Source organism: Halogranum rubrum (assembly GCF_900114455.1).
Lineage (GTDB): Archaea > Halobacteriota > Halobacteria > Halobacteriales > Haloferacaceae > Halogranum > Halogranum rubrum.
The window spans coordinates 450,302-470,018 of the sequence record NZ_FOTC01000002.1; the positions used below are offsets into that span (position 1 = coordinate 450,302).

22 protein-coding genes, 1 tRNA gene and 1 pseudogene are annotated in these 19,717 nt (G+C 61.2%); 14 read left to right on the forward strand and 10 right to left on the reverse strand.

Features of this window, described 5'->3' with window-relative positions; translation table 11 throughout:
* Nucleotides 1–181: 181 nt before the first annotated feature.
* From BM083_RS10565 to BM083_RS10595, 7 genes are all read left to right on the forward strand, one after another.
* A complete protein-coding gene (locus BM083_RS10565; RefSeq protein WP_089869244.1) occupies nt 182–1,093 on the forward strand; it encodes an ABC transporter ATP-binding protein in 912 nt (303 codons plus the stop codon).
* A 26-nt stretch (nt 1,094–1,119) separates the two neighbouring features.
* Nucleotides 1,120–2,550: a Fe-S cluster assembly protein SufB gene (sufB, locus tag BM083_RS10570; RefSeq protein ID WP_089869246.1), complete on the forward strand. Its 1,431-nt coding sequence runs from the start codon at nt 1,120–1,122 to the stop codon at nt 2,548–2,550.
* A complete protein-coding gene (gene sufD / locus BM083_RS10575) occupies nt 2,551–3,765 on the forward strand; it encodes a Fe-S cluster assembly protein SufD (RefSeq protein ID WP_089869248.1) in 1,215 nt (404 codons plus the stop codon).
* Between the two features lie 102 nt (nt 3,766–3,867).
* Entirely contained in the window at nt 3,868–4,632 is a 765-nt protein-coding gene (locus tag BM083_RS10580) for a hypothetical protein (RefSeq protein WP_089869250.1), read from the forward strand.
* 217 nt (nt 4,633–4,849) lie between these two features.
* Nucleotides 4,850–5,347 (forward strand): rubrerythrin, encoded by a 498-nt coding sequence (locus BM083_RS10585; RefSeq protein ID WP_089869252.1) that lies wholly within the window; start codon nt 4,850–4,852, stop codon nt 5,345–5,347.
* 13 nt (nt 5,348–5,360) lie between these two features.
* Nucleotides 5,361–5,795 carry a metal-dependent transcriptional regulator gene (locus tag BM083_RS10590; protein WP_009366184.1) on the forward strand — a complete coding sequence of 145 codons (435 nt, stop codon included), beginning with the start codon at nt 5,361–5,363 and terminating at the stop codon, nt 5,793–5,795.
* A gap of 630 nt (nt 5,796–6,425) precedes the next feature.
* Nucleotides 6,426–6,498 (forward strand) — tRNA-Gln (locus tag BM083_RS10595).
* A 76-nt stretch (nt 6,499–6,574) separates the two neighbouring features.
* On the opposite strand, the gene BM083_RS10600 is transcribed toward BM083_RS10595, so the two are convergent.
* On the reverse strand, nt 6,575–6,883 hold the full coding sequence (locus tag BM083_RS10600; protein WP_009366172.1) for a non-histone chromosomal MC1 family protein: 309 nt from the start codon (nt 6,881–6,883) through the stop codon (nt 6,575–6,577).
* Nucleotides 6,884–6,990: 107 nt separating this feature from the next.
* On the opposite strand from BM083_RS10600, the gene BM083_RS10605 reads away from it, so the two are divergent.
* Complete coding sequence (locus tag BM083_RS10605; RefSeq protein WP_089869255.1) at nt 6,991–7,821, forward strand: FkbM family methyltransferase; 831 nt, start codon at nt 6,991–6,993, stop codon at nt 7,819–7,821.
* A gap of 51 nt (nt 7,822–7,872) precedes the next feature.
* Here BM083_RS10605 and BM083_RS10610 read toward each other — a convergent pair whose 3' ends face one another.
* Nucleotides 7,873–8,619, reverse strand: a complete 747-nt coding sequence (locus tag BM083_RS10610; protein WP_089869258.1) for an alanyl-tRNA editing protein — start codon at nt 8,617–8,619, stop codon at nt 7,873–7,875.
* A gap of 234 nt (nt 8,620–8,853) precedes the next feature.
* Between BM083_RS10610 and BM083_RS10615 the strand changes: the two genes are divergently transcribed.
* A complete protein-coding gene (locus BM083_RS10615) occupies nt 8,854–9,543 on the forward strand; it encodes an HD domain-containing protein (RefSeq protein WP_089869260.1) in 690 nt (229 codons plus the stop codon).
* 33 nt (nt 9,544–9,576) lie between these two features.
* Here the strand turns inward: BM083_RS10615 and BM083_RS10620 are convergent, their stop codons facing one another.
* Together BM083_RS10620 and BM083_RS10625 are read right to left on the reverse strand one after the other, a co-directional pair.
* Entirely contained in the window at nt 9,577–10,566 is a 990-nt protein-coding gene (locus BM083_RS10620; protein WP_089869262.1) for an NAD-dependent epimerase/dehydratase family protein, read from the reverse strand.
* A 70-nt stretch (nt 10,567–10,636) separates the two neighbouring features.
* On the reverse strand, nt 10,637–11,389 hold the full coding sequence (locus tag BM083_RS10625; protein ID WP_089869264.1) for a GNAT family N-acetyltransferase: 753 nt from the start codon (nt 11,387–11,389) through the stop codon (nt 10,637–10,639).
* A 149-nt stretch (nt 11,390–11,538) separates the two neighbouring features.
* Here BM083_RS10625 and BM083_RS24130 point away from each other — a divergent pair.
* Nucleotides 11,539–11,807, forward strand: a pseudogene (locus BM083_RS24130) (ABC transporter ATP-binding protein); the annotation flags it as partial.
* Nucleotides 11,808–11,809: 2 nt separating this feature from the next.
* Nucleotides 11,810–12,493: a thioredoxin family protein gene (locus BM083_RS10635; RefSeq protein ID WP_089869268.1), complete on the forward strand. Its 684-nt coding sequence runs from the start codon at nt 11,810–11,812 to the stop codon at nt 12,491–12,493.
* 171 nt (nt 12,494–12,664) lie between these two features.
* Here BM083_RS10635 and BM083_RS10640 read toward each other — a convergent pair whose 3' ends face one another.
* On the reverse strand, nt 12,665–12,940 hold the full coding sequence (locus BM083_RS10640; protein ID WP_089869270.1) for a DUF7520 family protein: 276 nt from the start codon (nt 12,938–12,940) through the stop codon (nt 12,665–12,667).
* A 48-nt stretch (nt 12,941–12,988) separates the two neighbouring features.
* Between BM083_RS10640 and BM083_RS23295 the strand changes: the two genes are divergently transcribed.
* A complete protein-coding gene (locus BM083_RS23295) occupies nt 12,989–13,126 on the forward strand; it encodes a hypothetical protein (protein ID WP_177197583.1) in 138 nt (45 codons plus the stop codon).
* Between the two features lie 292 nt (nt 13,127–13,418).
* Here BM083_RS23295 and BM083_RS10645 read toward each other — a convergent pair whose 3' ends face one another.
* From BM083_RS10645 to BM083_RS10660, 4 genes are all read right to left on the reverse strand, one after another.
* Nucleotides 13,419–15,155 carry a cbb3-type cytochrome c oxidase subunit I gene (locus tag BM083_RS10645; RefSeq protein ID WP_089870060.1) on the reverse strand — a complete coding sequence of 579 codons (1,737 nt, stop codon included), beginning with the start codon at nt 15,153–15,155 and terminating at the stop codon, nt 13,419–13,421.
* Nucleotides 15,156–15,239: 84 nt separating this feature from the next.
* Entirely contained in the window at nt 15,240–15,626 is a 387-nt protein-coding gene (locus BM083_RS10650; RefSeq protein ID WP_089869272.1) for a DUF6684 family protein, read from the reverse strand.
* An 85-nt stretch (nt 15,627–15,711) separates the two neighbouring features.
* Nucleotides 15,712–16,095, reverse strand: a complete 384-nt coding sequence (locus BM083_RS10655) for a DUF7541 family protein (RefSeq protein ID WP_009366159.1) — start codon at nt 16,093–16,095, stop codon at nt 15,712–15,714.
* Nucleotides 16,096–16,150: 55 nt separating this feature from the next.
* Nucleotides 16,151–16,354 carry a VNG_1110C family protein gene (locus BM083_RS10660; RefSeq protein ID WP_089869275.1) on the reverse strand — a complete coding sequence of 68 codons (204 nt, stop codon included), beginning with the start codon at nt 16,352–16,354 and terminating at the stop codon, nt 16,151–16,153.
* A gap of 144 nt (nt 16,355–16,498) precedes the next feature.
* Between BM083_RS10660 and BM083_RS10665 the strand changes: the two genes are divergently transcribed.
* On the forward strand, nt 16,499–17,608 hold the full coding sequence (locus BM083_RS10665; protein ID WP_089869279.1) for an OBG GTPase family GTP-binding protein: 1,110 nt from the start codon (nt 16,499–16,501) through the stop codon (nt 17,606–17,608).
* Complete coding sequence (locus BM083_RS10670; RefSeq protein WP_089869281.1) at nt 17,605–18,114, forward strand: TIGR04206 family protein; 510 nt, start codon at nt 17,605–17,607, stop codon at nt 18,112–18,114. The genes BM083_RS10665 and BM083_RS10670 overlap by 4 nt, the downstream gene beginning before the upstream one ends.
* 96 nt (nt 18,115–18,210) lie before the next feature.
* Here the strand turns inward: BM083_RS10670 and BM083_RS10675 are convergent, their stop codons facing one another.
* Nucleotides 18,211–19,650, reverse strand: coding sequence for an MATE family efflux transporter (locus BM083_RS10675; RefSeq protein WP_089869283.1), 1,440 nt, complete (start codon nt 19,648–19,650; stop codon nt 18,211–18,213).
* Nucleotides 19,651–19,717: the final 67 nt, after the last annotated feature.

Consider the following 19,717-nt stretch of genomic DNA (forward strand, 5'->3'; position numbering starts at 1 on the left):
GAACGACCGACGTTCTAGCCAGATGCGCACACACCACAGGGTCGAAACACCCGTTCGACACCGGTGTGATCTTTTCTCATTCGGAAAATAAATTTACCCGGCACAAAACGCGCAGGGGGTGAATGCGTAAGCATTATGCGTCGGACTCCCCACCGTTCGCACACGAGGCAACGAACCAACAATGGCAACACTCGAAATTAAAAACCTCCACGCAGAGGTCGCAGAGGAGGACGGTGAACAGATTCTCCGGGGCGTCGATTTGACGGTCAACTCCGGCGAAATCCACGCTCTCATGGGTCCAAACGGGTCCGGGAAGTCGACGACGTCGAAAGTCATCGCCGGCCACCCGGCCTACAGGGTCACGGAGGGCGAAGTACTGCTCCACCTCGAAGACGGCGACTTCGGCGACGACTTCGAGATTCCGGAGGACAAGCTGTCGTGGAACCTTCTCGAACTCGAACCTAACGAGCGAGCGGCACTGGGTATCTTCCTTGCGTTCCAGTACCCCGCCGAGATCGAGGGCGTCACCATGACCAACTTCCTCCGCACGGCGCTCAACGCCAAACTCGAAGAGCGCGAAGAGCTCTTCGAGGACGACGACGGCGAAGAGAAAGAAGAGGAGGAACCCGGCTACGACACCTCCCCGATGGAGGGCAACGTCGACGACGGCGACGTCGGCGTCGCCGAGTTCCAGCAGATTCTCAAAGAGAAGATGCAGCTGCTCGACATGGACGAGAAGTTCGCCCAGCGCTACCTGAACGCGGGCTTCTCGGGCGGCGAGAAGAAGCAGAACGAAGTGCTGCAGGCCGCCATCCTCGAACCCTCGATCGCAGTTCTCGACGAGATCGACTCCGGGCTGGACATCGACCGCCTGCAGGACGTCTCGAAGGGTATCAACGCGCTCCGCGACGAGCAGGGCACGGGCATCCTTCAGATCACGCACTACCAGCGGATCCTCGAATACGTCGAACCCGACCACGTCCACATCATGCTCGACGGTAAGGTCGTCAAGAGCGGTGACGCGAGCCTCGCCGAGGAGCTCGAGGACAAAGGGTACGACTGGGTCCGCCAGGAAGTCTACGAGACAGCGTAATACGGCTGCAACCACAAGCACACATCATGAGCTCAGATCAAGACCACCTCAAAGAGACCGACACGGAAGCTCGCTTCGAGTTCAAGAAGGAGCAGAAGTCGTCGTTCCAGGCCGACAAAGGCCTCACCGAAGAGACCATCCGGGTCATCTCCGAGGACAAAGACGAACCCGAATGGATGCTCCAGCGCCGTCTCCGTGCGTTGAAGCAGTATCAGAAGATGCCGATGCCGACCGACTGGCCCGGCCAGCCGGACCTCTCGGAGGTCGACGTCGACGAAATCGTCCCGTACATCCGCCCCGACGTCGAGACGCGCGGCGGCGTCGACGACTGGACGGACCTGCCGGACGACATCAAAGACACGTTCGACAAACTCGGCATCCCGGAAGCCGAGAAGAACGCACTCTCTGGTGTCGGCGCGCAGTACGAGTCCGAAGTCGTCTACCAGAACATGCAGGAACAGTGGGAGGAGAAGGGCGTCGTCTTCTGCAACATGGACAAGGCCGTCCAGGAGCACGAAGACCTCGTCAAGGAGTACTTCATGACGAAGTGCGTCCCCCCGAGCGACAACAAGTTCGCCGCACTCCACGGCGCCATCTGGTCCGGCGGGTCGTTCGTCTACGTCCCCGAGGACGTGACGGTCGAGATGCCGATTCAGGCGTACTTCCGCATGAACTCCGAAGGGATGGGCCAGTTCGAGCACACGCTCATCATCGCGGAGGAAGGCAGCGAAGTCCACTACATCGAAGGCTGCAGTGCGCCGAAGTACTCGGCGTTCAACCTGCACTCCGGCGGTGTCGAAGTCTTCGTGGGTGAGGACGCACACGTCCAGTACTCGACCGTTCAGAACTGGTCGAAGAACACCTACAACCTCAACACCAAGCGCGCCATCGTCGAGAAGAACGGCCGCATGGAGTGGATTTCGGGCAGCATGGGTTCGAAAGCGACCATGCTCTACCCGGCCTCCATCCTGAAGGGTCGCGGTGCCTCGGACAACCACATCACCATCGCCTTCGCGGGCGAGGGACAGAACATCGACACCGGCGCGAAAGTCTACCACAACGCGCCGAACACGAAGTCGACCATCGAGTCCAAGAGTATCAGTAAGGACGGTGGCCGGACGAACTACCGTGGTCTCGTCCACATCGCCAACGGCGCGACGAACTCCTCGACGTCCGTCGAGTGTGACGCGCTCATGTTCGACAACGAGTCCACCTCGGACACGATGCCGTACATGGAGATCAACGAGTCCACCGTCGACGTCGCCCACGAGGCGACCGTCGGGAAGATCGGCGACGAGGACGTCTTCTACCTCCAGTCGCGTGGTCTCGACGACGACGACGCCAAGCAGATGATCGTCTCGGGCTTCATCGAGCCTATCACGGAAGAACTGCCCATCGAGTACGCGGTGGAACTCAACCGCCTCGTCGAACTCGAGATGGAGGGGAGCCTCGGATAGATGTCGAGTAAGGCACTTCCCGCGAACCTCTCCGAGGAGACGGTTCGCACGATCTCCGACGAGCGAGACGAACCCGAGTGGCTCCTCGAAGCGCGTCTCGACGCGCTCGAATCGCTCGAATCGCTCGACCTGCCGGACGTCATCCAGACGCCCGGTCGGCGCTGGACGAACCTCGAAGCGCTCGACTTCGAGGAACTCGTCGACCCGCTGAACGCGGCCGACACGACCGAACGTGTCACCGCCGAGGGTGTCGAGGTGCTCTCGTTCACGGAAGCGCTCGACAGTCACGAGGAGGTCGTCGAGGAGGCGTTCGGGTCGACCATCGCGCCCGACACGAACTACCTGACCGCGCTGTCGGCGGCGCTGTTCACCACTGGCACGCTCATCTACGTCCCCGAGGACGTCGACGCCGAAGACGTGAAGATTCGTGCCGAGATGAACTCGAAGTCGCTGTTCAGCCACACGCTCGTCGTCACCGAGAAATCCTCCTCGGTGACGATTCTCGAAGCCATCGAGAGCGGCGAGAGCGACGTCGAGGGCGAGCGATACTTCTCGAACCTCGTCGAAATCGTCGCCGGTGAGAACTCCTACGTCCAGTACGGTTCGTTGCAGAACCTGGACGAGAACACGTACACCTACTCGCTGAAGCGCGGCGACGCCGGTGTCTACTCGACGATCAACTGGATCGAGGGGAACCTCGGTTCGCGCCTCACGCGCAGCGACATCGAGACGGAACTCAACGGCGACTCTTCGGAGACGAAGATCGTCGGCGCGTTCTTCGGTCACAACGACCAGCATCTCGACGTCAACGCGCGTGTCTGGCACAAAGCCGAGCACACGACGGCGGACCTCGTGACTCGCGGCGTCCTCGACGACGAGGCACGCTCGGTCTACGAGGGTGTCCAGGACGTCGGTCGCGACGCCTGGGACACGAACTCCTACCAGCGTGAGAACACGCTGATGCTCTCTGATGAGTCCGAGGCCGACGCCTCTCCGAAGCTCATCATCAACAACCACGACACCGAAGCGTCGCACGCGGCGACGGTCGGACAGGTCGACAAGGAGGACCTGTTCTACATGCTGTCTCGCTCCATCCCGGAGCGGACCGCACGCAACATGCTCGTGGAGGGCTTCTTCGTGCCCGTCCTCGACGAAATCGAGGTTGACGAGTTCCGCGAGGACCTCCAGGAACTCATCAGCGCGCGTCTGGACTAAGACGCACCCTCTGCGGTTCTTTCTCTCTTTCAGTGGTCGTGAGCGGTCGCTTTGCTTTTGTCAGAGAAAGGATTATTATCGGTTCGAGAGAGTTGACGAAAGATGCCGTGGCGCGACGAGATTCACATCGATGCGGTCGACTACAGCGACAAGCCGATAGACGACGGACCCGCGCCAAGAGGCGACGAAATCCAGTATGGGAATGTAGCCGAGTTACTAACACAGAGCGACGGCCACGAGGTAACTGTCGAGCTACAATACTGGTGGCCACAGCGGGCCGATATTGACGTTGAAAAACCCGTGAGCAGTGCAGCAGCCTACATCGCGTGGCGAGTTGATGACCAGACCGGGCACTACGGCGTCTTCGACGGCCACGCAAAGCGCGTCTGGTTCGGCATGAATACGGTCGAATACGAGGGACGCACCTACTCGTTCGTCGACATTGGTCCAGACTGGCGAGATAAACTATTCTGGACCACGTTTGCCGATGGACTGTACACCCATCACTTGCAGTATCCTGCACACCAGACCGAGGAAATCACCGTTTCAGACGTGAATTCGATTGTCGACCACAATACTGGGCCGAAGAGTTCAGTTTGCGAAGTTCTTACGAATGTTCATTCGCAGACGTTGAGATACCAGTTTCAAGCGTGGCGACCAAAGACGAGTCAAGCAGTCTTTTTCGCCGTTCGAAACACTGACCAGCCAGTTTGGCATGCAACCCGTGGTGTACTCGACCGTCAGTCATTGCTCTCGGACAGCGGAACGGCAATCAAATTCGACGAGGAGTCGTTCCGAGACGTCTACCAACTCGCAGCGAACTTGCGGGATGATGACTTGACCGGCTTTCAGTACTGCGGAGAGTAACTGTTTCGTACCGCGAGCGACCGCAGGGAGTGAGCGGGCCGACGACCGAGCGGAAGGCGACAAAGTCGCCTGAAGCAAGGGAGGAGTGCTTTTGGTCCAGCTTTTACCGAGGGTCGCCGGAGGCGACCCGCAGAGTAAAAGGTGGAGGTGTTAAGTCAATCCCCTACACACCTCCTGTCATGAACGAGGTATCGCGCTCGAACAAGAGGTGTCTCGCGTGAGCGTCGGCAACCAGGTTACGTCCGACCACCAACTCGCTCGCCTCCTCCAAATCGGCATCGTACTGGAGGAAGTCGTGGAGGCGCGCGCGTACCACCACTACCAGTCGCTCGCCGAGGAGGACCGCCACCTCGACGCGGAGCTAGAGGAGTTGCTCGAACACGCCGCCGAAGAGTCCGCAGAACACCGCGAACAGCTAGAGGGACTCATCGCCGGTCTCGACGCCGAGAGCATCCCGTTCGAGGACATCGAGACGTTGGTCGAAGCGAAGTACGGACAGACCAAACCCGAAGATTTCGACGGGATTCTCTACGACCAACTGTGTAACGAGGAGACAGCTTACAAGTTCTACGACGACCTCATCGACGGTATCGAAGCGAGTGACGCGGAGTTCTCGATCGACCGCGAACAGCTCTTGGTCGCCCTCCGGACGATTCGCGAGGAGGAGGCAGACGGCGTCGAAGCGGTCACGAAAATCATGGAGACACGAGAATGAGCGAGGAGAACCAATGAACACGGCAGATCAGTACGTCAAGGCGATCTACCTCCTCCAACAGATGGAGGACGGACCAGCATCGACAGGCGCACTCGCGGATATGCTCGACGTGAGTCCGGCGAGCGCCAACGAAATGATCGGTAAACTCGAAGACCGAGGACTCGCCGAACACGAGAAGTACAAAGGAGTCACGCTGAGCGACGACGGAATCGTCCGCGCACGCGACGCCATCCAGACGTACTGTATCATCGAGCGATTCCTCGCGAACGTCCTCGACGTAGAGGAGTTCCGCGCCGAGGCCCGCGAACTTGAGAGTGTCATCGACGAGACGGTCGCCGAGCGCCTCGACACCATCATCGACAGGAACGCGGAGTGTCCGGACTGTTTCGACCCGGAGACGGACGCCTGTGAGTATCTCGAAGTCGAACACGAGAAGCCCGCCGACTGAGTCACGGCGTGAATCCCCCTATCGTTATATGAGTGGACCGTGACGCCCCGAGCATGGATGGGACAAGCAGACGATTTGGCCGTCTCAGACGATTTGTGGGGTTCGCCCACGAACCAGTGCCAGCGTATCGCTGTCACGGTTGCCGTACGGGATTCGACGTGCAATACCACGTCTGTCCCGACTGCGGTGGCTACTCGGTCGAACCGGTTCGAGAGTAGCGAACGAGGGAACACTGCCGTTCTGTGTATAATGTAAGTTTTCCATACTGTTAGTAAAAGCTATATCGAATGACGTGTTAGTAGATGTCATGGCAATTGGGGAGAACAACCAGAGTCTCACGTGTGAATCGTGCAGTGCAACGTTGAGTTGGCCCATCGTCCGAGGGTTAACTACGAAACGGGACAGGCGCATCGACAGTCTGTACTGCCCCGCGTGTCGGTCACCGATGGGACGAATCGACGTCGAAGCGATGCAGCCTTGAACCGCCGAATCCACGAGCGTCATCGTGTTCTTTCACCAATCGACCAGTGAGTGACGAACTCGTCTCGGCGACGAGAGAACGTGTGTCTCGACCAGCACGAGAGAAAATCCGAAGCTTTTCCACGGAGTCCGACGGAGCACTACGTGCGAAGTCCCGTGGTGTAGCGGCCAATCATCTGGGCCTTTGGAGCCTAGGACAGCGGTTCGAATCCGCTCGGGACTATTCTCTCGACTTTCTTTCGATTTCGGCGAGCGTCGCCACTCTCGACTCGTGGGCCACCCCGAAAAACGGAGGCAGGTTAGTCGAGGTGCTCGATACCTTGTTTCGAGACGTTCGCCCGCGTGAGGACTTCCGGCATCCACTCGGGGCCGTCGCTCGGTTTCTCCTCTTTCCACGCCCAGCCGTGATAGATGTGGACTTTGTCGGTTCCCTTCTCCCGGAGACAGAGTTCGGCGTGTCCGTCGATTTCCTCCTCGCTCGGTGCGGGAGAGAGTCGGCGTGCCGCTTTCAGTGCCGCCTGTCGAGGCGTGCTACCGCTGAAGACGCTATCCTCGTCACCGTTCTCGTCGCGGAGAACGAAGTTTCGTTTGCCGTCTTGTCGTACCATTGGTCTACCCTCGATTATCGTCACTCGGCCAACCACTAAATAACCACCACACGGAACGGGGGTCAAACCCCCAGAACGACCAAGTCACCCCCGGCTAACATCCACCCATGTCCGTCCCGCGTCGACTCCACCAACTGGCCAGACTGGGCTTTCGGACCGGCCGCTTTCTCGTCTTTGCGACGTACTACAGCGCCATCGCGGTGAACCACCGCCACGAACTGTACGCACCGACGAAACGAGTCGGCGACGCGACCTTTCGAAGCTACGAACTCGTGAACAAACACGGCCGAGACGTCCTCCTTCGCCAGTTACTCGCGCGATGCGGACCCGGCGACGTAGTCGTGGACGTCGGCGCGAACACAGGCGTCTACTCGCTCGCCGTCGCGGCGGCCGAACCGACTGCACGGGTCGTCGCCTTCGAGGCCAACCCTGCCGTCTGTGCGCAGTTACGAACGAACGTCCGGCGTAACGAGTTCGAGACACGCGTCGACGTCAGAGCGGTCGGTCTCGGAGACGACACGGGTACGCGTCGGTTCTATCGGTCGACGTACGACGAGTTGGGGTCGTTCGCCGCCGCCAACGCGAGTGCGTGGGAAGCACGGGTTCGTGACACGGTCGAGGTCCCTATCGCCCGTCTCGACGACTTGGTCGCCGCCGGCGACGTCGCCCCGCCGAACCACCTGAAAGTCGACGTCGAAGGGTTCGGCTACGACGTCCTCCGTGGTGCCGAAGAGACGCTTCGACGCCATCGACCGGTCGTCTACTTCGAGCCACACGCCGTCGACGACGAGGAGCGTGACACCGACGCGGTCGCTGGGTTCTTACGCTCGCTAGACTATCGAATTCGAACACGCGACGGGAGAGAGAGCGCGTGGGTCTGTGAACCCGAGTCGCGTGAACCAGACGGGTCGACTGAACCGACTCGGTCGAACTCGTAGACTGTCTCGGAGCGTTCGAGAGAGCTACCGAACTACTGAACTACCGGGCGGTCACCGCAGTGTGAAGTGGATGCGTTCGTGTTCGCTCCCCTGTGTCTTCCGTCCCGTCACGTCGACAGTCCCGATGGCGGCAGTGTCCGAGACGTGTGTCCCCGCACAGGCGGTTCGGTCGTAAGGGCCGGACTCGGGGCCGATTTCGACGATTCTGATCTCCGTGATGGAGTCCGGGAGGAGGTGGATACGCGTGCGTTCGGGGTCGAGCGTCGACTCGGCCTCGTCTCGGGTCAGTTCGTACCACCGGACCGGAAGCGCGTCGTCGACGAGGTCGTTCAACCCCGTCTCGATGTCGTCGAGGTCGTCGTCGGTGAACCGGTCGTAGGCGCAGTCGAGATGCGCGTGGTCGTCGTACAGTTGGTTACCCGTCGTCTCGGCGTCGTACTCGTCGAGGAGGAACGCCGAGAGAAGGTGTTGGGCCGTGTGATAGCGCATGTGCGCGAAGCGCCGCTCCCAGTCGACGTGGCCGGTCACGGTCGAACCGGCGGTCGGGGCGTCGTCGCCGACGGTGTGGTAGATAGTTTCTTTCTTCTGGACGTCGGTCACGGTCCACTCGTCACTACCGTCATCACCCTTCTCACCGCCGTCATCGGCGGCGACGAGCCGACCCGTGTCGTGTGGTTGTCCGCCGCCGGTCGGATAGAAGCAAGTCTGGTCGAGGACGATTCGGTCGCCAGCGACGCGTTCGACCGTCGCCTCGAACGTCTTCGCCGCGGTGTCGTCGAGATACAGTGCATCGGTCATGCAGTGAGGAACTCTGCGGACGTACTTATGCTGTCGGCTGGGTTGGCACCGTGTTCTGTTAGAACTGTCGTGAGTCGCCCGGTGCCGACCCGTCCGTGTTGGTGGGAAACGCTCGCTCGATTGTTCAAACCGGGATTCGGCCAGAGAACAAAAATCTGTCGTAACGCCTAAGACCGGAACGACCCTTCTCTTGGGTAACAATGAGTATGGAACGTTGCCTCCGGGGGTACTCCCGTGGGCGTTGAGATCAAGGAGTCCTCCGTCTCCGACGACGAGTTCGCGGATATGAAGCGATTTGTGTACGACTATCTCGCTGCGAGCGTCGAGAACGAAGACGACGGCGGACGGATGCGGTGGTACCCGTGGCACAGCGCCGACTACCGGTTCAACCACATCATGAACGTCGTCGACATCGCGAGCTACATCGGCAAGCGCGAAGGTGCGGACGTCGACGTCGTCCGCGTGGCCGCGGTGTTTCACGACATCGCTAAACTCGACGCCGACCAAGACGTCCACGCCGAAGAGGGTGCCCGCGTCGCCCGCGAGTATCTCTCGGCGCGCGGTACCTTCCCCGAGTCTTTCATCGACCAGGTGTGTCAGTCCATCACCGACCACTCGTATCAGGGGCCGCTCACCGACGTCTCACTGGAGACGCGGTGTCTCATCGAGGCGGACATCCTCGACAAGGTCGGTGCCAACGGGACTGCCCTGATGCTCCTCCGGATGGGCTACGAGGCTCGAACACACATGGACGCCGCCGAGATGGTCCAGCGCGTCCTCGAACGCGGGAAGGACCACTCGACGCGCATCGTCAGCGACACCGCCGAGAGCATCGCCTACCAGCGACTCAAGCGAGTCAAGTGGTTCCGCGAGTGGCTCGAAGAGGAAGTCGCCGAGATGAACCGGTTCGGCAGCGACCTGTAACGCGCAGACGTCGCCGCTTTCGTAACTTCGCGTTCAGAGTGTATCGAGCACGCCGAGCACCCGCTCTTCGGCCTCACGGCCCGGGTCGTACTCTGCCCCGTCGCGCTCGCTCTCGCGGTGTTCCTCGACCGTTCGAGCCATCGCCGTCTCCAGCGACGTCGACTCCCACCCGAGACTGGCGAGTTTGTTCGTGTCCAGGACGTGCGGGTAGTCGCGATAGAGGACGAACTTCGAGGTGTCGAGTCCGCCGACAGCGAGTTCGCGCTCGCCGGCGTGGACCACGTCGACGTCAGTATCCATCGCGTCGGCAGCGAGGTCGAGCATCTCTTCTAAGGTGACCAGACGGCGGTCGCCGACGTTGTAGACTTCGCCCGCTTCGCCCTCCTCGGCGACGACACGGAGAGCGCTGGCGACGTCCTCGACGTACGCGCGATGCCAGACGTTCTGTCCGTCGCCGGGGACGACGATTCGGTCGTAGTTCTCGACGCGGTTCAGCCAGTAGTCCATCCGCTCGGTGTAGTCGTGCGGCCCGTAGACGATACAGGGGCGGACGCTCATCGCGTTGACACCCGACTCGGCCGCCTCGAAGACGACGCGGTCCCCCTCGGCTTTCCGGTTCCCGTAGGTCTCTCCCGAGTCGTCCTCGGCTTGGTCGGGCGTGCAGGGTCGCATCGGCGTCTCACCCTCTCGCTTGGGAATCTCCTCGCGGCCATAGGCGTCGCCGCTAGAGATGTAGACGTAGGCGTCGACGTCCGAGAACACCTCGACTGCGCGCTCGACTTCCGCGGGTTTGTAGGCGACGCAGTCGACGACGACGTCGGGTTTCGCGGCGAGCGACGCCGTTTGGAGGTCCATGTCGTCGGTCCGGTCTCCCTGAACGTGGTCGACGCGTTCGTCGTCGGCGAAGGGGTTGTCGTGATTACCGCGGTTGAAGATGGTGACGTCGTAGTCGTGGGCGAGGAACTCTTCGACGGTGTGGCGACCGATGAAGCGCGTGCCGCCGATGACGAGCGCGTGAGTCATACCGGATAGTGTGACCGTGCGGAAAAAAGTGTGTCAGTCTCGCGTCGACGAAATAGGAACTGCCTCGATCTCAGAGATACGACGCGTCCCACCGCGACGGGCGACGTTTGTTCCCACAGTCGCTGCAGACGACGCGACCCATCGCGTCCATCGAGACCTCGAAACTCTCACAGTGGCCACAGAAGTAGCCGTAGCGTTCCTCGCGGCCCTCGTCGAGGTAGGCGACGTAGAGCGGGGCAGTCGACCCGCGGTCACTTTCGTCGAAGGCGACGTAGACGGTGGTGTCGTCGACTTGTCGAGGGTCGAGCGGTGCCTGTTGTTCGCCCTCCGTACCGGGGAACTTCAGGTAGGTTCGCTCCGTGAACGACTCCGCACCGAGGTCGATTTTGCGCGTGTCGCCCTCCTCGTAGCCGTGGCCCTCGTAGAACTCCGCACCGGCTTTGTTCACCGTGAGCACCTTCCCGGAGAGTCTCGTCGCACCGTGGTCGACGAGGACCTCCTCGGTACGCGTGAGGAGTCGGGAACCGAGACCACTGCCACGGGCATCGGGCGAGACGTGGAGCCAGCTAATCTGTCCGTTCGTCCCATCTCTCCCGACGAGGTAGCTCTGGGAGAATCCCGTGACGGTGCCATCGTCGTCGGCGACGAGATAGACGACGTCGTCGCGGTCGAGTTCGTCGGTGAGGTCGTCGCCGTACCACTCGTCTACCGACTCGTCGATGACCGATTCGTCGAGGGCGTGGCTGTACGACTCCATCAGCGAGTCGCGTGCAACCTGTCGAATCTGCTCGATATCTGCGGCTGTCGCCTCACGGAGTTCCATACCCCACCAGTGCGACTGCGTAACATAAAATACTCTCGGCGATTTTTCGCGTGGGAGTAAACTAGGTGAAACTGATAGGTGACTCCACGATAGTTGGCCCAGAGCGAAAAACACACGTACCGTTTTCGATAGCACCACCACGAAGAGGCACCACTGAAGAGGTGTACGCCGAGTTCCCACGACTCGAAGAGCGACAGACGCAGAAAGTCGGAACGCTCTCGGGCGACGAACGGCAGCTGCTCGCCATCGTCCGTGCATTGAAACAGCGCACCGACTTCGCATGCTCGACGAACCACGAGAGACTCGTGCCGAAATCATCGAAGATGTCGAACGGGCCGCCGAGCGCATCCGGTCCGACGGGACGACAACCGAACTCCGTGACGATGAAGAGACCCGCGAACGCTATCTCGGAGTGTAACGATGGCCGCCGAACCACCTGACGTCGACGTCGAACCCGCACTGGACCGTCTCATCGACACCGGCGTCGTCGACGAAGCAGACGACGGCGCACTCACCACGACGGCCGCGTTCGAAGACACGCGCCGTGTCTACCACGACACGTACGCCCACATGGCCGACAAAGGGTTCCACAGCACGGTCGCAGACCTCTTCGATATCGACCGCGACGAGGTCGGTGCACACATCGACGCGACCGGCATGACGCGCGACGAACTGGTCGCCTACCTGTCGGTCCGGTCGTTCCTCGACGACCCACCCGAGCAAGAGACGCTCGCCGTGATGGCCGGTATCGTCGTTCAAATCGGTCCGGGGTCACCCGTCCCGCTGGCCGTCGAGGAACTCTGCGACGAGGAGTACGAGCAGTTCCTCGCCGACGAACCGGACGCGGTCGTCACGGTGTGGAAACACGGCTGTGACCCCTGTGAGGCGATGAAAGAAGATATCGACGAGATAGTCGCTTCGGTCCCCGACGGTGTCGCCATCGCGGGCGTCGACGGGGCAGACGTGCCTGCGTTCCGCCGAGCGTTCGACGTCGCTGTCGCACCAGCGGTGCTGTTGTTCCGCGACGGACAGTTACGAGAGACGTTCACGGGGCGGAAGTCGCCGGCCACACTCGCAGACGCGTTCGAGGCGGTGTATCGGTAGCGCAGTCGACGACGTCAGTCGTCGATTCGTTGGCTGCGTTCTCACTCGCTGTCTCAGACCTCTTTCGTCATCCCCGTCACCGTCACTGGCCGACCCGCACGCAGAATCACTGTCTGTGTCACACTCCCGAAGGCCACGTAGTACCGACACACGTGCACCCGGTCACACAGCTCAGTCTTTTGGGGAGACGGCGTCGGGGTCGTCGACGTAGCGAGAGACGTAGACGACGAGGAGAAGGGGAACACCGAGAACCGTGGCGATGGTGAGCGCACCGTAGGCGGTGAAGCCGAACTGTGTGGCCGGGAACTCGACGAGAAAGAGATACGCCGGTGGTTCGAGATTGTCGACGAACGTCGCCGTCAGGAAGCCTGCAGCGCCCCCGACGCCGACGAGCGCCAGATAGAGGAACAACACGAATCGGCGACCGCGGAAGCCTCGTTGTGGCACGGTCGAAACGCGGGCCTGCGACCGATTAGCCCTTTCGGGACGGAGTGGGTGGGAAACCACACGTATCGACGGGTCTTTGTCTCCGCAGTCCCGAGTGCCGGTATGTCCGACAAGGACCTCCTCGGCATCGTGCTCGCGGGCGTCGCCATGTTGATGTTCGCGACGGGTCTCATCCTCGCCATCTGAGGTGAGGTCGAACAGACCACTCGATGCACGTTCGCTCCGTACTGTTGGTGACCGGCGAGCGATTCGCTCGCCCGTGTGTGGCTTCTCTAGTCTATAGTGGCTATCCGAGACGCGATAGCTGAAGCGCTCTGAGTGGAGAGAGTCGGATAGTGAATTCGTGAACCAGCGAACGAGAGACGACTCTATCGTCCGAGAGTGAAACGCTGAAACGGAAAGCGCGGGCCGAAAAAGAGTTCGGTCAGTTGTCGAAGTCAATCAGTCCGTCACCAGAACTCGGAGAGTTCTAGGTCGCTTACGAGTCGGACTCGTCCGACTCGTGACCGCCGTCGGTGGCGACGTCCTGTTGTTCCCCACCGTCGGTAATCTTCGTCTGCAGTTTACGGTCGAACCACTCCCACTCGGCCGTGTAGAGACCGTCTTCTTTGAGGTTCCACGGGTCGCCGCTCTCGATGACTGGCCCTTCGAGCCACGAGATGATGAAGTTGTACAGCCAGATGAACCCGCCGACGAGCAACAGTAGCGCGCCGAGGGTCGCAATCTGGTGGAGCGTGATGAACTGCGGCAGGTAGGTCGCGTAGCGACGCGGCATTCCGCCGTAGCCGAGGAGAATCATCGCGAAGAACGTGATGTTCGTCCCGACCATCCAGAGCCAGAAGTGCCACTTGCCGAGTTTACGCTGGTACATCCGACCGGTGAAGATGGGGTACCAGTAGTAGAGACCGGCAAAGCCTGCGAACGCGATGGCGCCCATCACGATGTAGTGGAAGTGCCCGACGACGTAGTAGGTGTCGTGGAGCACGAGGTCGATGGGGATGGAGGCGAGGAAGACGCCCGTCACGCCGCCGATGATGAAGTTGCTGACGAAGCCGATACAGAACAGCATCGGCGTCGTCAGTCTGATTCGCCCGTTCCACATCGTCGTAATCCAGTTGAACGTCTTGACCGCAGAGGGAATCGCAATCGCCATCGACACCGCCATGAAGGAGGCGCGGAGGCGTGGGTCGATACCCGTCGCGAACATGTGGTGCGCCCAGACACCGAACGAGAGCACACCGATTGCGAGCGTCGAGTAGACGACGAACTTGAACCCGAACAGCCGCCGGCCGGAGAACCGCGGCAGCACGTAGCTGACGATTCCCATCGGCGGAAGCACGAGGATGTAGACCTCGGGATGTCCGAAGAACCAGAAGAGGTGTTGCCAGAGGATAGCGCCGCCTTCACCGGCGAAGAACACCGTCCCGAAGTTACGGTCTGCGAGCAGCATGACCATCGCGCTGCCCAGAAGCGGGAACGCGAAGAGGATGAGTCCCGACTGGGTCAGGATGGTCCACGAGAAGATGTCGAGGTTGGCCCAGGTTACCTCCTCGGCACGCTCGGTGAAGATGGTCGCGATGAAGTTGATCGAACCCATCGTCGCCGAGACGCCCGAGAGGTGCAGACCGAGGAGCATGAGGTCGACACCGGCGTTCGCTTGGTTACCGTTTCCGACCCCGGCCGACAGAGGCGTGTACATCGTCCACGCGGTCTGTGCGGGGATGATGTCGCCAGTCGGGATGAGGAAGCCTGCCCAGATGAGGAGTGCAGCAGGTGGAAGTAGCCAGAAGGCGATGGCGTTGATTCGCGGGAACGCCATGTCGTCGGCACCGATGACGAGCGGGATGAAGTAGTTCGAGAACGCCGCGATGATGGGCGTCCCGAAGAGGAACAGCATCGTGATACCGTGACTCGTCAAGAGCGAGTTGTAGAAGGTGTTCGAGATGAGGGTCATGCCGGGGTCGGCGAGTTCGACCCGCATGATCATGACCATCGCACCGCCGACGAGGAACGCGATGACGCCGTACAGCCCGTACAACATCCCGATGTCCTTGTGGTCGACAGTCGTGAACCAGCGGATGAGTCCGCCTGGCTTCTCGTGTGCGTGACCACTCTCCTGTCCGTAGGCGCCCCCACCACTGGCCAGTGGTGTGTAGGAGCGCCAGTTCTCCACCCGGGTGAGCCAGGCGGCGACGGCCACGAGGAAAACCCCCATGAGGACCGTCAGTGCTAACTGTCCGTTAATCTCCATGGCAGGGACTGAGTAGTGGAAGGTAAAGAAAGATTCGGGTGACAGCCGTCAGTCGTCGGTGTTCTGCGCGGTGGGTTCTGTCTCAGCGTCCTCTGCCGATTCGTCGTCGGTGAGTTCGGCTGGTTCGTGGTCGGGTTCGGCCTGCGCTTCGTACTCTTCGAGCGTCTGCGAACCGGGGACCGTCGCCTGTCCTGCGAGGAAGACTTCAGAACGCTTCTCGTCGCCCGCGATGGCCTTTCCGGAGATGTACGTCAACGCCGCCAATGCGACCAACGGAACGAGGAGCAGACCGAACGAAATCGCCGACGCCAGGGGGTCGTATCCGAAGGGGTCGTAGACAGCGAAGACGACGACGAAGAACCCGATGATTCCGAGCGGAATAATGTTCACCGTCAGGTCGAGGATGGTCTCCTTGTCGAAGATTTTGGCTGCCATACGTGGCTCTTACGGACGCCCATCAAATAGATTGTTGGTTCGCGGCCGGTGAGACAGTAGAGCGTCGGTGGCGACACCGAACGCGTTAGATCGGTTGTGACTCTTTGACGAACGCCGTGCCCAAGAGACTTCCGAGGAGGAGGAGACCGCCAGCAGCGATGACGGCGTACCCACGGGCGACGAATCGAACCCCCTCGGCTGCAACTGCGGTGTCGGCGTACAGCAAGAGGCCGCCGAGTCCGAACAGGAGAACCGAACAGACGGCGAGTGCACGCCACGGTGTCTTCGCGTAGCCCGCCTCTTTGGCCATTCCTGCGATACTCCCACAGAGCAACAACAGTCCGCCCACAGCGAGGGCAGGGAGGTCGAAGAGGATACCGAGTTCTGCAATCGGGATTCCGAGTGCGATGAACAGTGGCCACGGGCTTGCCATCCGGTATTGGTCGCTCAATCCGGGGTTCTCGTCCATATCGGAGATAGTGGCCCGAGCCTACAAAGCGCTTCGGAAGCTCGCGACGAGGCGACTACGGGAGCGAGACACCGTGTCGTGCGAGATAATCGCTGACCGCTTTGATTTCGACGGGACTGCCGATGATGCGACAGCACGCCTCCGTCCCTGCGACGACAGACACCGTGAACTGCGATTCGATGTCGTCTCGAAGTTCCCCGAGGGTCGCACACGGGAGCACGATCTCGGTGCTGTCCCGGAGTTGCGATGGGTCGGACATGTGATATTTTTCCTGAATTTCCGCTACCGTATAATCGTATCGAAGACGAGACCTGCGCAAATAACTTGATTGGCGCGCGTAGTGCGGTGGAAGCGAAACGACGAAGGAAAGGGTTTTTCGAGTAACGCGGCGGAACTGTAGGTAATGGGTCTCGAGGAGGAAATAGACGAACTCCGCGAGGAGATTCAAAGCACGCCCTACAACAAGTCCACCGAGGCACATATCGGGCGTCTCAAGGCAAAACTCGCGGAGAAAAAGGAGAAACTGGAGAACCAGTCCTCCGCCGGCGGTGGCGTCGGCTACGCCGTCGAGAAGACTGGCGACGCGACTATCGCGCTCGTCGGCTTCCCGAGCGTCGGCAAGTCGACGCTCATCAACGCTATCACCAACGCCGACAGCGAGACCGGCGAGTACGAGTTCACGACGCTGAACGTCAACCCCGGGATGCTACAGTATCGCGGTGCAAACATTCAGGTGCTCGACGTGCCGGGTCTCATCGAAGGCGCAGCGGGTGGCCGCGGTGGCGGCAAGGAAGTGCTCTCTGTCGTTCGGACGGCAGACCTCGTCGTGTTCATGCTCTCCGTCTTCGAAATCGAGAAGTACGACCGACTGAGCGAGGAACTGTACCACAACAAGATTCGACTCGACACCGAACGGCCGAGCGTCTTCATCAACAAGAAAGGTCGCGGTGGCATCCGCGTGACGAAGACCGACGACGTCCAGTTAGACGAGGAGACTATCAAGGGCATCCTCCGCGAACACGGCTACGTCAACGCAGAGGTGACCGTCCGCGGCGACATCACCGTCGACGAACTCATCGACGGCATCATGGACAACCGTATCTACCTCCCCTCTATCGTCGCCGCCAACAAGGCCGACCTCATCGATCCTGACTATCTCCCGACGGTCGAAGACAACCTCCGAGAGGTCGGTCTCGACCCCGAAGAGGTCGTGTTCATCAGCGCCGTCGAAGAGAAAGGGCTCGACGCGCTGAAAGACAAGATTTGGGACGCGCTCGGTCTCATCCGCATCTACATGGACAAGCCAGGACGCGGCGTCGACTACGAGGAACCACTCGTACTCATGGAGGGCGACACCGTCGGCACCGCGTGTAAGAAACTGGGGAAGAAGTTCGAAGACCGATTCCGCTTTGCTCGCGTCTCCGGTCCGAGTGCGAAACACGACGACCAACAGGTCGGCAAAGACCACGTCCTGGCCGACGAAGACGTCCTCCGAATCACCGCAGAGCGGTGACCGACACCGGCTCGACTCCCGAACACGTCGCTGATTCGACGGAGACGAGTCGTCTCCGTTCCCGCCGTCGCCGACTCCTCGCTGTCTCCCTTCTCGCGTTCGTTCCGTGGTCGGTTCAACAGTTCACCGGTGGTGACGTCACGTTCGTCTTCGCGTGGGGGTTACTCAACACGAATCCGACGAACGTCACGACGCTCCTCGACTTCTTGGTTCGCTACACACAGGGGCTTCCGGACTACATCCTCGCGTGGCCCGTCGGCGTCGGCTGTTATCTGGTTGCCGTCGCGAGCGCCGTCGTCGGGGCGGTGACGAGACACGGCGACGACCGAGTGACGGTCGCCGCACTCGTTCTCGCGGGCCTCACGCAGGTCGAACTCGCCCGCGGGTTTTCGGTGCAACCCGGTCGCGTGGCGTGGCCACTCGGGACCGTGGCCCTCTGGGCAGTCGCTGGATACGTGTACTGGTCACTGGACGGCGCGGGCGATGCGGACGACGCTCACAAGTAACGAATCTGCGATCGTGCACAGCTACGACCGCGGACGAAGAACTGCAGTGCTGGTTGCACGAACAGCCAAGGCCGGTTCGCCGGACGGCTGGTGTCCTCAGTCGTCGGCGGCCGTCGCACCGGGTCTGTAGTTCCGACTAACTACTTTCCACGCGCCCGTTCGGAAGCGGTAGTAGTTGAGCGCCGCCGGAATCGACGTCTCGGCGAGGAACGCGAAGTACAAGCCGACGAGGCCAACTGCGGACACGGAGGCACCGAGGAACGCAAAGAGAATCGAACAGAGCATCCCGACGAACTGGCTGGCGAACGCCCAGCGCGTGTCGCCGCTCGCGTCGAGCGGCCCGGCCGCACCGCCCGACACGCCTTGGAAGACGACGGCGATACAAGCGACGTACACCAGTGAGACGGCGATGGGGAACGCCTCCGGTGACGGGTTGAACGCCGAGACGATGGGTCGGGCGAAGGTAGCGACGACGACGGCAGAGACGAGGTACGTCGCCACCGCGAACCGGATAACCTCGTGGCCGTAAGTTTCAGCAATCTCTTCGTCACCCGTTCCGAGCGCTTGGCCGACGAGACTGGACGAAGCGAGCCCGAACCCCCACCCGGGCGTGTTCATGATGCCCCAGATACGACGGGTGACGACGAACGCCGCGACGACGGCCGACCCCATCGTCGAGAGAATCGCGAGCATCGGAAACTCTGCGATGGTCCAGACGAGGTTTCGGCCCATCACCGGAAGGCCGATAGAGACGAGGTCTCGCAGGGTATCGAGGTGGAAGTAAGAACCGACGGGGTCGATTTGGACGGGCAACGCACCGACACCGGGGAGTCGTCCGCGGACGAGACCGAACGCGAACGCGCACGTCACAATCACGTTCGAGAGGACGGTTCCGGCGGCGGCCCCAGCGATACCCCATCCGAGTCCGAAGATGAACAGTGCGTTGAGACCGATGTTGATGAGTGCGCCGCTCGCACGGAGTATCATCGCGGTGTAGGCGTCGTCGGACCCGACGAGCACTCTGCTCCCGACGAGGTTCAGCCCAGCGAACGGGACGCCGAAGCCGACGATACCGAGGTAGGTCGCGCCGAACCCGACGGCCGCCGCATCGTCGGAGATGAGCGAAATGAGTTCGGTCGGAAACGCCCAGAAGGCGAGTGTGACGGGGAGGCTGGCGGCGACGACGAGGACGACACTCCCGCGGACGGCACGGTCGATTCCGCCCGAGTCGTCTGCCCCGAAGCGCTGCGAGACCAGTGCAATCGTTCCGCCCGCGACGCCACCGCCGAGTGAGAAGGCGAGTCCCCAATAGGGACCGGCGATACCCACGCCGGTGATGGCAGGCACACCAGCCACGATACCGACCATCGCGACGTCGACGGCGTTCTTCGACATGCGAGCGATACCGGTGACGATACGGGGCCACGAGAGGTCGGCCGTGCGAATCGCCCGTTCGCGGTCGACGAGTCCGAAGTGAGCCAAAACGAGTCCGATGGAGACGATGAGGCGGCGAAACGGGTTCGGCAGCGAGGACACGATACCGAGCGTTCGAGCGCAGTGTATAAACGACCGTCGCCCTGACGTCGCTGCGGCGCGTGTGAAC